This is a genomic window from Arthrobacter sp. Hb9-2, from assembly GCF_059091165.1.
On record NZ_JBNHGJ010000012.1, the window covers coordinates 84686 to 99994 of the forward strand.

The 15309-nt window shown below is 60.7% G+C and carries 13 protein-coding genes; 8 read left to right on the plus strand and 5 right to left on the minus strand.

The genetic code is table 11. The annotated features are described in order from the left end of the window. Positions 1 to 9 precede the first annotated feature (9 nt). Positions 10 to 687, plus strand: coding sequence for a GntR family transcriptional regulator (locus AC5RV1_RS09220; RefSeq protein WP_493994300.1), 678 nt, complete (start codon positions 10 to 12; stop codon positions 685 to 687). 629 nt (positions 688 to 1316) lie between these two features. On the opposite strand, the gene AC5RV1_RS09225 is transcribed toward AC5RV1_RS09220, so the two are convergent. The 3 genes from AC5RV1_RS09225 to AC5RV1_RS09235 all read right to left on the minus strand — a co-directional run bounded on the left by AC5RV1_RS09225 (position 1317) and on the right by AC5RV1_RS09235 (position 5537). Then, positions 1317 to 4235, minus strand: coding sequence for an FAD-binding and (Fe-S)-binding domain-containing protein (locus AC5RV1_RS09225; RefSeq protein ID WP_493994301.1), 2919 nt, complete (start codon positions 4233 to 4235; stop codon positions 1317 to 1319). After that, complete coding sequence (locus AC5RV1_RS09230; protein WP_493994302.1) at positions 4232 to 4828, minus strand: aminotransferase class III-fold pyridoxal phosphate-dependent enzyme; 597 nt, start codon at positions 4826 to 4828, stop codon at positions 4232 to 4234. The genes AC5RV1_RS09225 and AC5RV1_RS09230 overlap by 4 nt, the downstream gene beginning before the upstream one ends. Positions 4829 to 4928: 100 nt before the next feature. Next, positions 4929 to 5537, minus strand: a complete 609-nt coding sequence (locus tag AC5RV1_RS09235; RefSeq protein WP_493994303.1) for a TetR/AcrR family transcriptional regulator — start codon at positions 5535 to 5537, stop codon at positions 4929 to 4931. Between the two features lie 408 nt (positions 5538 to 5945). Here AC5RV1_RS09235 and AC5RV1_RS09240 point away from each other — a divergent pair, with 408 nt between their 5' ends. Both AC5RV1_RS09240 and AC5RV1_RS09245 read left to right on the plus strand, forming a co-directional pair. Further along, positions 5946 to 6455, plus strand: coding sequence for a flavin reductase family protein (locus tag AC5RV1_RS09240; RefSeq protein WP_493994304.1), 510 nt, complete (start codon positions 5946 to 5948; stop codon positions 6453 to 6455). Positions 6456 to 6615: 160 nt separating this feature from the next. Next, positions 6616 to 7380, plus strand: coding sequence for an SDR family NAD(P)-dependent oxidoreductase (locus tag AC5RV1_RS09245; protein WP_493994305.1), 765 nt, complete (start codon positions 6616 to 6618; stop codon positions 7378 to 7380). A gap of 88 nt (positions 7381 to 7468) precedes the next feature. Here the strand turns inward: AC5RV1_RS09245 and AC5RV1_RS09250 are convergent, their stop codons facing one another. Both AC5RV1_RS09250 and AC5RV1_RS09255 read right to left on the minus strand, forming a co-directional pair. Then, on the minus strand, positions 7469 to 7870 hold the full coding sequence (locus tag AC5RV1_RS09250) for a riboflavin kinase (protein ID WP_493994306.1): 402 nt from the start codon (positions 7868 to 7870) through the stop codon (positions 7469 to 7471). Between the two features lie 113 nt (positions 7871 to 7983). Further along, the gene (locus tag AC5RV1_RS09255; protein ID WP_493994307.1) at positions 7984 to 8382 is read right to left on the minus strand and encodes a RidA family protein; all 399 of its coding nucleotides are present in this window, start codon (positions 8380 to 8382) and stop codon (positions 7984 to 7986) included. A gap of 115 nt (positions 8383 to 8497) precedes the next feature. On the opposite strand from AC5RV1_RS09255, the gene AC5RV1_RS09260 reads away from it, so the two are divergent. From AC5RV1_RS09260 to AC5RV1_RS09280, 5 genes are read left to right on the plus strand one after another with little or no spacing between them, the layout of a single operon-like run. Continuing rightward, complete coding sequence (locus AC5RV1_RS09260; RefSeq protein ID WP_493994308.1) at positions 8498 to 9397, plus strand: fumarylacetoacetate hydrolase family protein; 900 nt, start codon at positions 8498 to 8500, stop codon at positions 9395 to 9397. A 5-nt stretch (positions 9398 to 9402) separates the two neighbouring features. After that, positions 9403 to 9885 (plus strand): cupin domain-containing protein, encoded by a 483-nt coding sequence (locus tag AC5RV1_RS09265; protein WP_493994309.1) that lies wholly within the window; start codon positions 9403 to 9405, stop codon positions 9883 to 9885. Between the two features lie 5 nt (positions 9886 to 9890). Further along, a complete protein-coding gene (locus tag AC5RV1_RS09270) occupies positions 9891 to 10796 on the plus strand; it encodes an acyl-CoA thioesterase (RefSeq protein WP_493994310.1) in 906 nt (301 codons plus the stop codon). Positions 10797 to 10832: 36 nt separating this feature from the next. Next, positions 10833 to 12488 (plus strand): AMP-binding protein, encoded by a 1656-nt coding sequence (locus AC5RV1_RS09275; protein WP_493994311.1) that lies wholly within the window; start codon positions 10833 to 10835, stop codon positions 12486 to 12488. 12 nt (positions 12489 to 12500) lie between these two features. Then, positions 12501 to 14891, plus strand: a complete 2391-nt coding sequence (locus AC5RV1_RS09280; protein ID WP_493994312.1) for a bifunctional salicylyl-CoA 5-hydroxylase/oxidoreductase — start codon at positions 12501 to 12503, stop codon at positions 14889 to 14891. The last annotated feature ends 418 nt before the right edge of the window (positions 14892 to 15309 follow it).

A 15309-nucleotide genomic window follows, 5' to 3' on the forward strand; every position in this document is an offset into this window, starting at 1 on the left:
ACTCGTAAGGTGACGACTTTTGATGACATCGACCTGCATAGGGCGAGCACGGCGGAGCAGGTCGCCTCAGGCCTCATGGGAAAAATCATGCGCGGGGAAATTCGCTCGGGTGACCCTCTGAGGGAGAGCGCCATAGCAAGTGCCCTGGGGGTCTCACGCAACAGCGTCCGCGAAGCCGTAAGACTTCTTGAACGCAGCTCCCTAGTCACCTATGAGTTCAATAGAGGAGCAGTGGTCAGGGACCCCACGCCCGCCGATGTCATGGAGCTCTACAGGGCAAGAGGAATTCTGGAGGTTGCTGCTGCTGGAACCAAGAACCCAGGCGAACCTCGTATCAAGGCACTGGAAAAAGCCTTTGAGGAGCTCGTGGCTGCAGCTGGGGCGGGAGAGCCCCGCGCGATCGTGTCCAAGGACCTTGCCTTCCACTCCGCCATAGTCGAAATGCTGGAGAGTTCGCGCATCAGCGATTATTTTTCACAGCTCGTTCGCGAACTTGAGTTCTACCTGATGGTTCTCTCAATCGGCGAGAAGGAATATGCGAGGCCTGGGCTCATCATTGACGAGCACCGGATAATTCTTGACGCCATCAAGGCCCGTGACGTGGATCTGGCAACGGCCGTGGTTGCTGAGCACATCCAGGGCAATGCCTCCCGTGTCGAAGAAGTCCTGCGCAGCCGCTCCGCCTGACCGCTCAAAACCGGCCAGTGGCCCCGCTCCCGGTGGGTCGACTGGCTCTAGTCATTTGGCGGTTGCTGCCGCGCCCAAGCCCTTGGGTTGTGCCGGCCCGCGGGTCCCTGTCGCCGGGATCCGTGGTCCCGCCAGAGCGGGTCGCCTTGCCCATAGCCGCCGTTGAACTGCGAAGGAGAGTTAGGCCGGAGGAATCAGAGCCCGCCCACGCTGCCGTGTCGGGAGAGAGGGGCCTGATTGGAAATCCGAAAAGCAGCGATGGGGCAGCCATGCCATCACTTAACCGCAATTGATTGAGATCGCGTAGGCCAGCCCCTGGGGTAAATCCCCTTGCCCGTGCTTCGAGGGCACCCATGGTCAGGCTGCTCCTAACAGGCAACGACTCGCGCTTCACCGGCCATGGCCGCAGCCGGAACGTACAAGAACCTTCTTGTCGGGCTTCCGCGTAGAGTCTTGACCGTTCGCTCTGCCCACAGGCCATCGCAAATTTCGTGCATTGACGTGCCCCTCAGCTTCTCCGGCAACCTTGCCGGACCACTTCTTAACTCAGGGTCAAAGCGGGCTTCGGACTCCTTCCGATGGAGCAGCACCAGGGTTGCCGGTGTAGACAAGATCGCCTGGGGTGGTGTTCATGAGGGTCGTTCGGTTTTCTTTTTCCCGGGATCAATGATTTCCGCGATGTGCAGACTTGCCCGGTCCGGTTCCAGTTGCTTGACCTGCATTGCACAGCTGAATCCATCGGCAAGAACGGGTACATCTGAGCTGGTTGCTTTCAGGGCCGGTGAAAGGGCCTGTCCGGCGACTTTCATGGAAATGTCGTAGTGGTTGGCTTCGAAGCCGAAGGTCCCTGCAACTCCACAGCAACCGGTGGCTTCCCGTACCTCTGCCACTCCCAGGGCTGCCAGGGCCTTGCGCTGGACTGTGGCCCCAAACGTGGAGTACTCGTGGCAATGGGTCTGCACAGTTACGGCTGCGGGAATTTCCACCGACGGTCTCCAACCCTGCTCGGTCCAGCCGGAGATCGCACCTGCGAAACTTTGGATCCGGGCAGATACTCTAGCGGAGGCTTCGGTGCCCAACAGTTCGGGGGCGTCCTTTCTTAGTGCCGCCGCACAGCTGGGTTCGATCACGATGATCGGAGCGTCAGTGCCGTCATCCAGCCTTGAGACGGTCTTCGACAGGATCTTCTTTGCGATGTCCAACTGGCCGGTCGATATCCAGGTTAAGCCGCAGCAGGCTTCCGTTTCGCATTTGATCTGCCGACCGGTGTCGGCCAGGACCCGCGCAGCTGCCCCGGCCACTTTCGGGCGGAAACCTTTCGTGAAGGAGTCCACGAAAAGCACAGCGTCGGCCGTGCCGGCCTTTGGTTCGAAACCGCCAAGCTCTTTGCGAAGTTCCCGACGCGAGGCAAACCGGGGCAGCACCCGTTTTGTGGTTAGCCCGCCCATCGTCGAAATGACTTTTCCTAGAGGCGTCCACATTATTGCGTTAATGATGGGACTCATGAGCGTGGTGATTTTCAGCCAGCGTGGTAGCCAACCCAGTGAAAAGTGCGACACGGGGCGGAGGCGTCGTGCGTAGTAGTGCGAGAAGAACTCCGACTTGTACGTCGCCATGTCGACCCCGGCAGGGCAGTCGTTGGAGCAGGCTTTGCATGCCAAGCATAGATCCAGTGTTTCCCGGACGTCCTCGGATTTCCAGCCTTCATCAATGGTTCTCGCGCCTCTCACCATGTCCTGCAGCGCCCTGGAACGGCCTCGGGTGGAGTCTTTCTCATCTCCGGTGGCACGGTAGCTGGGACACATGACACCACCGACGTCGGAACGGCACCGGCCTACGCCGATGCAGGCCTGGACTGCGTGCACCCAAGGGTTGGAGCCTGATCCGGCGGACCCCACGGAGCGCAGATCGAAGTTGGTGCGCCATTCGCGGTCCGGGATCTCATTGAGAGCCAGCTGTTCGTCGATGGGATCCGGGTGGGTCATGGAACCGGGGTTCAGGATCACGGCCGGATCCCAGATCTGCCGGTAGTCCTCAAACGCCTGGATCATCGTCGGGGAATACATGACAGGCAGGAGCGCTGACCGCGCCCGGCCGTCGCCATGTTCACCCGAAAGGGAACCTCCATGGGAAACCACGAGCGCCGCAGCTGCCTCGGTGAATTTTTTGAAGACGGAACGGCCCGATTCGCTACGCAGGTCGTAAGTGATGCGGATGTGCATGCAACCTGCCCCGAAGTGCCCGTACATGATGCCAGTCAGCCCGTAGTTGGCCAGTAGCTTCCTGAAATCGGCGAGATAGTTTGCGAGGTTTTCCGGGGCGACTGCGGAGTCTTCCCACCCGGGCCAGGATTCGCCACCGGTGGCTGGTCTGGAGGACAACCCTGCACCGTCTTCTCGGACGCGCCACAGAGTGGCTCGTTCCACGGGGTCGGCAATTGTGCGGCCGTCGGAGAGCCGGCCGTTCGCGTACAGTCGCTCGAGCAACTGCTCCGCTTTTCCTGCCACCTCCTCGGGGTGGTCGCCATCAAGGTCGACATAGAGAAATGCCTTGCCCTTTGGTAGGCCCAACACTGAGTCGTGGCCCCGGCGCAGCCGCATGGTGTCAACAATGACTTCGTCGATGCCCTCAACGGCCGCTGGTGAAAAATCGAGGATGGTCTCGATGTCGCGTGCCGCTTCAACAACATCCGGGTATCCGAGACAAACCAAGAGTGCACTCGCGGGCTTCGGGACCAGCTTCATGCGGGCCCCAACTACGATAGCGCAGGTTCCCTCCGAGCCGGCCAGTGCACGTGCGACGTTAAACCCGTTTTCGGGCAGCAAATTGGCGAGGTGGTAACCGGATACCTGGCGCTGAATGCGGCCAAGCTCTGTTCGGAAGGGAGCAAGATTTGCCTGGGCCAGCGCCTTCAGGTCCTCTGACAACTCGAAGGCCCGTGACACCGAGTAGGCGTCAGAAGCATCCGTCGCACACAGGCCGTGGGTTGTCGCCGTTAGCACCGCACCGTCTGTGGTTATGACATCGACTTCGCGGATGTGGTCCGAAGTCCGGCCGTACCGCACCGAGTGGTTCCCACACGCGTCATTACCGATGGATCCCCCGACGGTAGCGCGGGTTTTCGATGATGGATCAGGGGCAAACGTCATCCGCCCTTCGGTACCCTTCTCAACTTCGCGTGTGAGGGTGGAAAGGATTACCCCGGGCTCAACATCAACTGTCGATGAATGCGCGTCGATGTTGCGGATGCGGTGCATGTGCCGGGAAAAGTCCAGCACGAGGCCAGGGCCGATCGCGTTACCGGCCATGGAAGTCCCTCCGCCGCGGCTGATGAGTGGTGTTCCTGTTTCCCGACATACATCCACGGCAGCAATGACATCGCCGACGCTCCGCGGGAAAACGACACCAAGCGGCGCTACCCGGTAGTTCGAAGCGTCGTAGGCGTAGGCCGCGAGGCGGTGCCCAGATGTTTCAACAGGAATACCGCGCTGCTCCAGGCGCGATAAAGCCGCTGCCCGGTCAGTGGCGGCGAGGATGTCTTCGGTCATGACGGCTGCACCCCGTATCCTGCGCAGTTTGCACCTGTTACGGCAGCCGCAGCCGTTTCGAAGTGTTCCAGCCTCGCCATAACTTCCCTTCCGGTCACGCCATGGGCCGTAATTCCGCCTCGAAGGACGACGGTTTTCGGCCTGCCGGTTGCCATCGAGGCGAGGCGAATGGATGATTCGACTGCCTCTAATCCGGAGTTTGGGTTGAAGACGGGGTCCAAGCCGGCATAAAGCACCTCGCCTAGCTTTTCCGTGATTTCGCCTAGCGGCTTATGCACGACGGCGGTGTAGTGGTCGTGTACGGCTTTGCCGCATTGTTCGAGTGCTGCTTCGACGACCTTGGGGAAGTAGTTCGTGCCGGTCACACCGCCGGCGCGGGCGGTAAAGTCCCGAGTCTGATTGTCGTCCGTGGTGTAGATGCAGCTGCCGAGAGCACAGTCAACCACTACGGGAGCCGGATGCGTGAGATGGGGCTCATGGTTGTCATTTCCGTCCTTAGAAATTGCGGGCGCTGTACGCTGGAGCCTCGTTAAAGCAGCCGCAGCGCCTCGTGCAACGCTTGGACATGCTGCGGCGGCAGGAACCCTCCGCACGGTCGCGTTATGGTCTCATCGCTCAAGGGCGCAGGAAGTGAAGGAGATAATCTGTGAGGAAAAACGGCAATGAGTCGCTAGAGGACGCGCGTCGGCGCAATCAGCTCCGCACTCCCTGAGCAGCCGGAACAGCCGCCTGGAGAGTCCGAATAGACATGTCGAGAAGCCTCGGCCCAGCCATGTCCTTCAGGGTCAGCCGTTGAAGAGTGAACCCGTCAATGGCTCCTATAAGAAGCTGGGCCATGGTCCCAAGGTCCGTTTCCGTGTCACCGTCCGTCATGACCTCCCGCAGCAGCTGCATGAAGCCGTCGAAGTACCTGCGGTAAACCCGGCCCGCCAAGTGGCTGGACCCCGGATTCCGAAGGGACCACAGGGTGAGCTCATACATCGCCAATTGGACGTCCTGGCTTCCGCTGTTCCATCGCACGAACGACCGCATGATGTCGTCGATGCCCTGTTGGAGGCCTACGCCGGGAGTCACCTGGCGGCCTATTTCTGCAAAGGCGTTCGAGGCAGCCGACTCGTAGACTGCCTGCAGCAGGTCTTCTTTAGTGGCGAAGCAGTAGTGGAGATTGGGAGCCGGAAGACCCGCCACTTCTGCTATTCGCCGCGTAGTTGCTTTAGCTAACCCCTCCCGGGTGATGACGTCGATGGCTGCGCTGACGAACTGTCGTCGCCGCTGCTCGACCGGCATGTGGGGCTGAGCCATCGTTCCTCCAAAGCGTATACAAGCAAGCGCTCCCGGCGCGGGCAAGCTGTCAAATCTCCTTCCCAGTGTACCTGCGCACCCGCTCAAAACAGGAGAAAGTTCTGAGCACTCGAAATAAGCGCTTGATCAAAAACTTCCGGCCCTAGGCCTCTTGCCCGGTCTTCTTCACGCAGAATTTCGCAACGAAATCCGTTGGCCTCCAAGGCTTCCCGCACAAATGTTGACCCTTGCAGGGTGATGCAACTCACGCTAGACTTGAGCGACCGCTCAGGTTCGAGCTTTGGACCAGCGCTAACACGGCAAAGATGTTGTAAGAGAAAAGCCGCGTATAGGTCCCGCCAGCCACCGCCAGGGCTAGCGCAATTGGCCTCCCCTACTTTGGATATCCCAGGCAGCCAAGGAGTTACGATGACCATCATCACCGAGCGGCCCACCCTCATCAGTTCAACCGAAGCCCGCGACATCATGGCGACGCTGCCCACCAGCGTCACTGTTGTAGCCGGCGATCCCGAACTCAGCGACGAGAAAGCCGCCATGATTGTCGGCTCATTCGTCGTCATCTCCCTCGACCCTTGCCTCGTGGGCTTTTTTATTGGCCGAGAGTCCACCAGCTGGCCAAAACTGAACACTGCCGCCGTACTCGGCATAAGCACACTTGCCTCATCACAGAAGGAATTCTGCCGAAAGCTCGGAAAGAAGGAGGCCGACCGTTTCGCTGACAGCTACTGGACCCGCGGCGTTTATGGCGCCCCCCTGGTAACGGACTCGGTGCTGTCAATGGAATGCCAGGTCGACGCCATAACTCAAGTCGGTGACCATGACTTTGTGTTGGCACGCGTTCTCGGTTTCAGCTCCGGTGCCGCCAATCCACTGATCTTCCAGAACCACGGGTTTTCTGAGCTAGTTTCCCTCGGGTAACGGCTGTTGAACAGGGGGCAGGGCCCAGGTGAGTTGACCAAAATCGCAGCACACATCTTTGTACATCCAGTTGCGGCTGCACGAGAAGCGCCGGCCTTCCGTAGTGAGGATCGACCGAAGCAAGAGGACCACAAGGACAAGAAATGAAGAACCAATCCCGATGAGAGCCGAAAAACAATCGGCAGTGCGAGCTGCCGTCATAACCGGCGCCACCGGAGGTATCGGCGAAGCTGTGGCCAGGAGCCTCTACGCCGAGGGCTACCACACCTTGCTAGTGGGGCGTTCGCAGGTTCGTGGAGAGGCGCTGACCGATTGTCTCGGAGAACGGGCCCGGTTCCTCCAAGCGGACATAACCGAGCCGGGCAGACCACAGTTCATCGTCGATCAAGCACTTACTTTCGCCGGTCGGGTGGACGTCCTTGTAAACAACGCTGGCATCGACCACACCGGCGATATTCTCGGCGCACCAATTGAAGAGGTCAGGGAAGTGTTTGAGACAAACACCTTCGCTGCTCTCGCCATGCTGCAGGCAGCGGCGTGTGCCATGTCCACCGGCCGCGGCGGTTCCATTATCAACATCACTTCACGCCTGGCATCTGTAGGCGTTGCAACGATGGGTGTGTACGCAGCTTCAAAAGGTGCTGTATTGGCCATGACCAAATCGGCAGCCGTAGAGCTCGCACCCCACAACATCCGCGTGAACGCGGTAGCACCTGGAATGACGCGGACGCCCCTCTACGAAGATTGGTTGGCTTCACTGCCTGATCCTCTCTCTGCTGAAGAGGAGGTAGTCGCCGGCATACCCCTTCGGCGCGTCGCGAAGGTTGAAGATGTGGCTGCTGCGGTGGCCTTTCTAGCTTCCGAGAAGGCCAACTACATCACCGGTGTCTCCTTGCCCGTTGATGGCGGCTACACCGCAGCATAGTCACCTGACAGCCAGCCAAGGGAAGTCCGCTCCCCCGGGTACTCGGCTCCATAGTTCCAGCTTGAGGCCAAGCGGCGATTCCAGCTGGTTAGCGGTCGGAGACCACCAGGCTGGGGTAGTTTTTAACCGCCCAAACTTTGGTTTGTTCCACGTCCAAGCGCATCTGTACGACCAGCTCCTCGGCGCTGTCGAATGCGATCTGAGGGCGAAGCCGTTGAAGAAGGTGAACGCGAATCAGTCTTCCATAGAGGTTTTGGTTGACGTTCAGGAGGTGGGCTTCGAGCAGCCGGGGACCGTCACTGGAGTAGAAGGTACGACGTCTGCCTATGGAAATGGCTGCAATAGCGTGGGTATCATCACCGATTTCCACCAGGCCCGCCCACACGCCGTCCAGTTCAGGAGATCCACTGATCTGGATATTGGCCGTGGGAAAACCCATCTCACGGCCTCGTTGGTCGCCGGGTTCGACGACGCCCTGGACAACGGTCAAGGCCTGTCTCCTGTCACTCCTCGCCGGCAACCAGAATTCTGCCTGCCGTCCCTCTGCTGCCCGCCCCGCCCGTTACTAAGTGCAGGGCGGGGCGGTGGCGGTCTGCTTAAGGCTTACGGAGCCTGGATGACGGCAATGCCCTGAATCTCGATCAGTGCTTCTTTCTGCCACAGGCGCGTCACGCCGATTCCGGCCATTGCTGGGTACTCGGTGCCGGCCATCTCCCGCCAGATTCTGCCGATTTCCTTGCCGTTGGCCATGTAGTCGTCCACGTCGGTGAGGTAGATCGTGACATTGACGAGGTCCTGCGGTTGTCCGCCGGCTTCCCGCAGGGTCGTGAGCACGTTGGAGAAGGCCTGACGAAACTGGGCGACGATACCCCCGGGAACGATGTTCATGTCCTTGTCCAAGGCGGTCTGGCCCCCAAGGAAGACGGTGTTCCCGGAAAGTACGCCGTGCGCGTACCCGGATGGCTTCGGAAGCGCTGCAGGGTTGATCGTTTTGTTGGTCATGCCGGTTCCTCCTACGGATGTTTGGAAAGCATCTGGTCAGATCATTTTCCTCGTGCTACCTTGAGCTTATGTGACGATCGTAAAAAAGTCGACATATCTGATTGGAGGGAAAACAATGAAGCTGGCCACTCTTAGGTCCGGACGGCACGGAACGACTGCTGCCGTGGCGGTTGGTGAGGACAACTACATCCCGCTGCCCTACGCCAGCGTGGGATCAATGCTGATGGACAATGGCTGGAGGGAAGTCGCCGAGGATGCCGTGTCCGGCAGGAACGCGGGCGCAGTGCCCCTGCATGGTTCCCAAGTGGAACTGGCTCCCCTGCTGCCCGCGGCAGTCAAAGTCATCTGCTGCGGTCTCAATTATGGGGACCACATCCAGGAGATGGGCCGCGCCCTCCCCGACTACCCGACGTTGTTTGCCAAGTACGCTGACACCCTGGTCGGGGCCTCAGACCCCGTCTATGTTCAAGGCAGCGAGAAAGTCGACTGGGAAGCCGAGCTGGCGGTTGTTATTGGTTCCAACCTGTACCGCGTCGACGAGGGCCGGGCTTTGGCCGGCATCGCCGGCTACACCGTCGCGAACGACATCTCGATGCGGGACTGGCAGAACCGCACCCTTCAGTGGTTCCAAGGAAAAGCCTTTGATGCCACCACTCCGCTGGGTCCCGTCATGCTAACAGCGGACGAGGCACCGGCTGATTTCGACGTCCACGGCTACGTCAATGGCGAGCAGGTACAAAAGGGCAATACGTCCACCCTCGTGTTTGGCCCCGCAAAACTGGTGGCCTACATCTCGCAATTCACGATGCTTCGACCAGGAGATGTGGTTCTCACCGGAACCCCCGGCGGCGTTGGAATGGGCATGACGCCTCCCCGCTTCCTGCGCGACGGAGACGTCCTCACCACCGAAATTCCAGGCATCGGACGCCTCGAAAACCGCATTCACCTCTCCCCCACTCCTGATCCGGGCAATACCGCCCCGGCTCAGTCAACCGCCTCAAGCACCAAGGAGTGACCACCATGACCAACACCACCACCGAATACCTGACCGAAGGCGACAACTCCTCTTACGCTGGCCCGGACGGCAAGGTCGTCCCCGTCATCACCCGCGCCGGGCAGGAAGACACCAACACCGCCCAGTCCGGTGACTGCATCCGCGTCTCAGGGGTTTCCATCCAGCACACCCCGGCTACGAAGATCTGGTTCGGACAGGTATCCAACACCCCGGGTTACCGCTCGCTGCCGCACCACCACGGAGAGGCGGAAACTGGCGGATACGTCCTGCGCGGCCACGGACGCATCTACTACGGGGAGAACTACTCCGAGTACCAGGACATGAAGGCCGGCGACTGGGTCTTCGTCCCTCCCTTCATGCCGCATGTTGAAGCCAACATGTCCGTGACAGAGGAACTGGTGTGGCTCACAACCCGCACCCCCGAAAACATCGTCGTGAACCTCGAAGACGTTCCCGACGGGACCCTCGCTGACTACCGTCGGGCGTAATAGCCGTGCCTTCCACGACCCCAGACGTCCAGAAGCCCACCTCGGAAATTTTCCTCCGCGCAGTGGAGCTGACACCTGCCACTGCCGAGGTCTTCGACGAGGCATATGAGGCAACGCCGCAGTATGTGCCGTGGCCCAAAGCCTACGGCGGCGACATGGTTGCCCAGTCAGCGGCAGCAATGATGCGTTCGGTGCAGGCCGACCGCGTACTGCATTCGATGCACAGCTACTTCATGCGTCCGGTCGATGTCGGGGTGCCGGTCCGGTACGAGGTCGAAAAACTTCGTGATGGCCGGGGCTACTCCACAAGGAGCGTCCGCGGCTTTCAGAGCGGAAAAGTCGTTTTTACAGGCATGGGGTCTTTCCAGGTGCCGGAAGAGGGCCCTGAATACCAGTCCCCGGCACCGGCACACTTGGACCCGGACGAACTGCGCAGCGCTGCCGAAGTCCTCATCGACGAAGACGGAGCCGCGGCAGACTACTGGGCCGCGGGCCGAAGTTTTGATATGCGCCATGTTCCGGGTCCGGTCTATGTAGCAGTTGACGGAGGCGTGCAGGCGCACCAGGCGGTATGGGTGAAGGCCTTCGGCAGCCTGCCGACAGGGGAGGACGAGCAGGCCACAGCCGACCTGCACCGCGCAGCCCTTGCCTACGTCTGCGATTACACCATCCTCGAATCGCTCCTCCGCGTTCAAAACCTGCACTGGTCTTCGCCTGGCCTCATCACCGCGAGCCTGGACCACTCCATGTGGTTCCACCGGTTCGGAAGGGCCGACGACTGGTTGCTGTACACCCAGGAAGCCGTCTCTGCACAGCGAAACCGCGGACTGGCTCTAGGCCGGTTCTTCGACCGCAGTGGCCGTTTGCTGGCCACCGTAGCCCAAGAAGGCATGATCCGCTCGGGTTCCTGACCCGGGCCCACTCCCCATCACCTGAAAGGACCGGCCATGACTTTCACATCATCGGCCCACGTGGATACGTTCACCAGGGACCACCTCCCACCGGCCCACCTGTGGCCCACCCTCGAGTTCACCCTCGACGAACTTCAGTACCCCGAAAACCTCAACGCGGGCAGCGTGCTCATCGACGACGCAGTCGCTGAGCACGGAGCTGACCGGCCGGCGCTTCACACCCCCGACGGCGCCACTTGGACCTACGGCGACCTCCAAAGGCGCGCCAATCAGGTAGCACACGTGCTCACCGAGGATTTCGGAGTCGTTCCCGGGAACCGGGTACTCCTGCGCGGTCCGAATAATCCATGGATCGTAGCCGCCTGGCTTGGCGTGCTGAAGGCAGGCGCAGTCGTCGTCACCACCATGCCGATGCTCCGGTCAAGCGAGATCAGCACCCTGATCGATCTAACCAAGCCCGTCGTCGCCATATCCGACCACCGGTTCGTCGACGAATTGTCCGTAGCAGCAGGGGATGACGTTGCGGTACTGGCGTACGGCGGCGAAGACGAAGCTGACCTAGTCTCCCGTTGCGGGGCCAAGAGCGGACACTTCACGGCGGTGGAAACCTCCGCCGACGACGTCGCCCTCCTCGGGCCGACGTCGGGCACCACCGGGGCTCCTAAAGTGACGATGCACTTCCACCGTGACATCCTCGCCATCGCGGACACGTTCGCCCGTCACATCCTTACACCCACCCGTGACGATGTGTTTGCCGGTTCCCCGCCCATCGCCTTTACCTTCGGGCTCGGGGGCCTTGTCATCTTCCCGTTGCGGTTCGGCGCTTCGGCCCTGCTGACAGAGCGTGCAGCGCCTGTGGAACTGGCCGAGAACGCGGAAGCTGCAGGTGCAACCATTCTGTTCACGGCGCCGACCGCTTACCGGGCCATTCTCAAGGCTGAACGGGGTGATCTTCTCAGCAGGCTTCGGGTCGCTGTATCAGCTGGAGAGCACCTGCCAAAGGAGACGTGGGAAGCTGTGCACCAGGCTACGGGCGTACGCCTGGTCAACGGTATCGGTTCCACCGAGCTGCTCCACGTCTTCATTTCCGCTGCAGGGGAAAACATCCGCCCCGGAGCCACGGGCAAGGCCGTCCCGGGCTACCGGGCGACCATCCTGGACGATGAAGGGCGGGAGGTCGCGACTGGTGAACCCGGACGCCTGGCGGTCATCGGCCCAACCGGATGCCGATACCTGGACGATCCGCGGCAGGAAAAGTACATCCTGAATGGTTGGAACATCACCGGTGACACTTTCCTGCGCGACGAAGACGGCTACTTCATCTACCAGTCCCGGTCTGACAACATGATCGTTTCCTCCGGGTACAACATCGGTGCGCCGGAAGTCGAAGCAGCCATTGACCAGCACCCCGATGTTCTCGAGAACGCTGTGATCGCCCGGCCGGACCCCGAACGTGGCAGCATCGTCTGCGCTTTCATCGTGCTGCGCGAGTCGGTTGTCGGTGACGACGCCAAACGCAAAGAAATCCAGGACTTCGTCAAAGCCACAATCGCCCCCTACAAGTACCCGCGGGACGTCAGGTTTGTCGGCACACTGCCCCGAAACCCGAGCGGCAAGCTGCAGCACTACAAACTGCGCGACCAAGTCAACCACGAGAATGACCAGTTGGCCGGCGCGTCCGCCCAGCCATAAAGGAGTAATGCCATGAAGATCGCAATTGTCGGCGGCGGCCCCGGCGGCCTGTATTTCGCGACGCTGATGAAACAGCTCGACCCCACCCACGACATCACACTGTGGGAACGGAACGCAGCCTCAGATACCTTTGGGTTCGGCGTTGTCTTCTCAGACGAAACCCTCGGTGGCATCGGCAACGCAGATCCTGTTGTGGCCGAGTACATGAGCCGGCGCTTCGCCCGCTGGTCCGACATCGACATTCATTTCCGCGGTGAAACGCTGACCGTCGGTGGCCAGGGTTTCGCAGCCATGAGCCGGAAGGAACTCCTGGAACTCCTGCAACGGCGCTGCCTCGAACTCGGTGTAGACGTCCGTTTCAGCACCTCGGCACCACCCATCGCAGACCTTGAAGCAGGATACGACCTCGTCCTCGCTTCTGACGGAATCAATTCCCAAATCAGAAGCGAGTACGCGGATTCCTTCGGTCCCAGCCTGGACCGGCGCCCCAACAAGTTCATGTGGCTGGGCACAAACCAGGTCTTCGAGGCGTTCAAGTTCTTCGTCAAAGAGACCGAATTCGGCACGATGCAGATCCACGGTTACCCGTACTCTGACGAAGGCTCCACCTTTATTGTGGAAATGTCCGAAGACGTCTGGCAGGCTGCAGGCTTCGACGAAACAGCAGATGAGATTTTCGCTCCAGGAGTCTCCGACGAGAAGGCGATCAGCAAGATCCGCTCCATCTTTGCTGAGGAGCTCAAGGGATATGACGTCCTCGCCAACAATTCCAAGTGGCTGAACTTCACCACTGTCCGCAACCGCAGCTGGCGGCATGGCAACATCGTCCTGCTTGGAGACGCTGCCCACACCGCACACTTCTCCATCGGTTCCGGCACCAAGCTGGCAATGGAGGATTCCCTGGCACTGGCAGCCTGCCTGCACGAGCACCAAAGCTTTGAGGATGCCATCGCCGCCTACGAAACCGAACGGCGTCCTGTCGTTGAGTCCACCCAGCGCGCTGCCCAGGCATCGCTGGAGTGGTTCGAACGAATCGGCCAGTACAAGAACCAGGACCCGACACAGTTCGCCTTCAACTTGCTCACCAGGTCCCGGCGCATCACTCAGGAAAACCTTCGCCTTCGCGACCCCGAATTCGCCGAGGCCGTCGACCGGAAGTTCGCTGAGCTCCAGGGGCTGCCAACGGCTGCCCCCGCCATGTTCCAGCCTTACCGGATCGGAGGTCTGGAACTGAAGAACCGTGTCGTCGTCTCAGCGATGGACATGTACTCGGCCTCCGAGGGCAACCCGGGCGACTTCCACATGGTCCATCTCGGGTCCAAAGCCCTGGGTGGCGCTGGACTGGTCATGACAGAAATGGTGTGTGTCTCCTCAGAAGGACGTATCACCCCCGGCTGTTCGGGGCTCTACACCGATGCGCAGCGCGACAGTTGGAAGGACATCGTTAATTTTGTCCACACCCGTTCCACGGCAAAAATCGGTGCACAGATTGGTCATTCCGGCCGCAAAGGGTCGACCCGGCTCATGTGGGAGGGTATTGACGAACCCCTGGAGGCAGGAAACTGGGAAACTGTAGGACCTTCGGCGCTGCCATATGGTCCGAGCAGCCAGGTTCCGCGGGAAATCGACCGCGCGGGTATGGACAAAGTGAAGGCTGATTTCGTTGACGCGGCCCGCCGCGCCGATGAGGCAGGCTTTGACCTGCTCGAACTCCATGCTGCCCACGGATACCTCCTGTCGTCATTCCTTTCCCCCGTCGCCAACCGCAGGACCGACGAATATGGCGGCAGCTTGGAAAACCGGCTGCGGTTCCCCCTGGAAGTCTTCGATTCCGTCCGGCGGGTCTGGCCCGCGGATAAGCCCATGGTCGTCCGCCTCTCAGCCACGGACTGGATTGAAGGTGGCAACGACTCCGATGACTCCGTTGCGATTGCGCGGGCGTTCGTTGAGCACGGAGCTGACGGTATTGACGTTTCCACCGGGCAGGTCGGCAAAGAGGAAAAGCCGGCCTTTGGGCGGAGCTACCAGACCCCCTACGCTGACCGTATCCGCCAGGAAGTAGCAGCCCCAGCAGGAGTCGCCGTCATCGCCGTTGGAGCCATTTCCACCTACGACGACGTCAACTCCGTTCTGCTCGCCGGACGTGCCGACCTGATAGCCCTGGGCCGCACCCACCTTTACGACCCCCAGTGGACCCTGCACGCCGCCGCTGAGCAGGGTTACCGGGGCCCGGGGGCCGTTTGGATCCCCCAGTTCAAAGCCGGAAGCCGGAAGCCGCCAAGCGCAAGGACCGACGCGGTGCGGCCGCGGCTCTCCCTGCTCAAGGAACCCGACGCCGTTGTCGCTGACGGCCACCTGCGGTGGACGCCGGCACTGGTCGACGCTGCCGCGCTGGTCCAGTAACCCCAGGTTGCCCCCGGCGGCAGTACGGCCGCCGGGGCAACCTGCACAGTGCAACCAGACCGACCGATATATAGCTTTCTTGTGGCTGTCGGAATGATTGTGTTATGCTCTTTTCAGACGATGTGACCTCCACCACTAGCGGTTCTTCCGGTTCCGCGGTGGGAGGGTGCATCTGTCCAAGTTTGAACGCAGCGTAAGCCGTTGCGGGCCCACCGGGCCAAAAAATCTCGGTGGTGTGTGAGACACGTTGGTGTTACATGCGTATGCCTCTCGGCTTGTACGTTAGCTTCGCTGTACCTCCGGCGTATCTCATTTTCCTGACAACACAGTTAGTGAGAAATGATGACGCTCAAGGTTTCGATCATTGCCGGCAATCCCAAGCCGCAGTCCCGCACCCTGAAGGTAGCCCAGACCCTCG

Coding starts and splice junctions, on each gene's coding strand:
- AC5RV1_RS09225 (WP_493994301.1), bottom strand. CDS start 4,235: ATGACCGAAGACATCCTCGCCGCCACTGACCGGGCAGCGGCTTTATCG.
- AC5RV1_RS09235 (WP_493994303.1), bottom strand. CDS start 5,537: ATGGCTCAGCCCCACATGCCGGTCGAGCAGCGGCGACGACAGTTCGTC.
- AC5RV1_RS09240 (WP_493994304.1), top strand. CDS start 5,946: ATGACCATCATCACCGAGCGGCCCACCCTCATCAGTTCAACCGAAGCC.
- AC5RV1_RS09245 (WP_493994305.1), top strand. CDS start 6,616: ATGAGAGCCGAAAAACAATCGGCAGTGCGAGCTGCCGTCATAACCGGC.
- AC5RV1_RS09255 (WP_493994307.1), bottom strand. CDS start 8,382: ATGACCAACAAAACGATCAACCCTGCAGCGCTTCCGAAGCCATCCGGG.
- AC5RV1_RS09260 (WP_493994308.1), top strand. CDS start 8,498: ATGAAGCTGGCCACTCTTAGGTCCGGACGGCACGGAACGACTGCTGCC.
- AC5RV1_RS09265 (WP_493994309.1), top strand. CDS start 9,403: ATGACCAACACCACCACCGAATACCTGACCGAAGGCGACAACTCCTCT.
- AC5RV1_RS09275 (WP_493994311.1), top strand. CDS start 10,833: ATGACTTTCACATCATCGGCCCACGTGGATACGTTCACCAGGGACCAC.
- AC5RV1_RS09280 (WP_493994312.1), top strand. CDS start 12,501: ATGAAGATCGCAATTGTCGGCGGCGGCCCCGGCGGCCTGTATTTCGCG.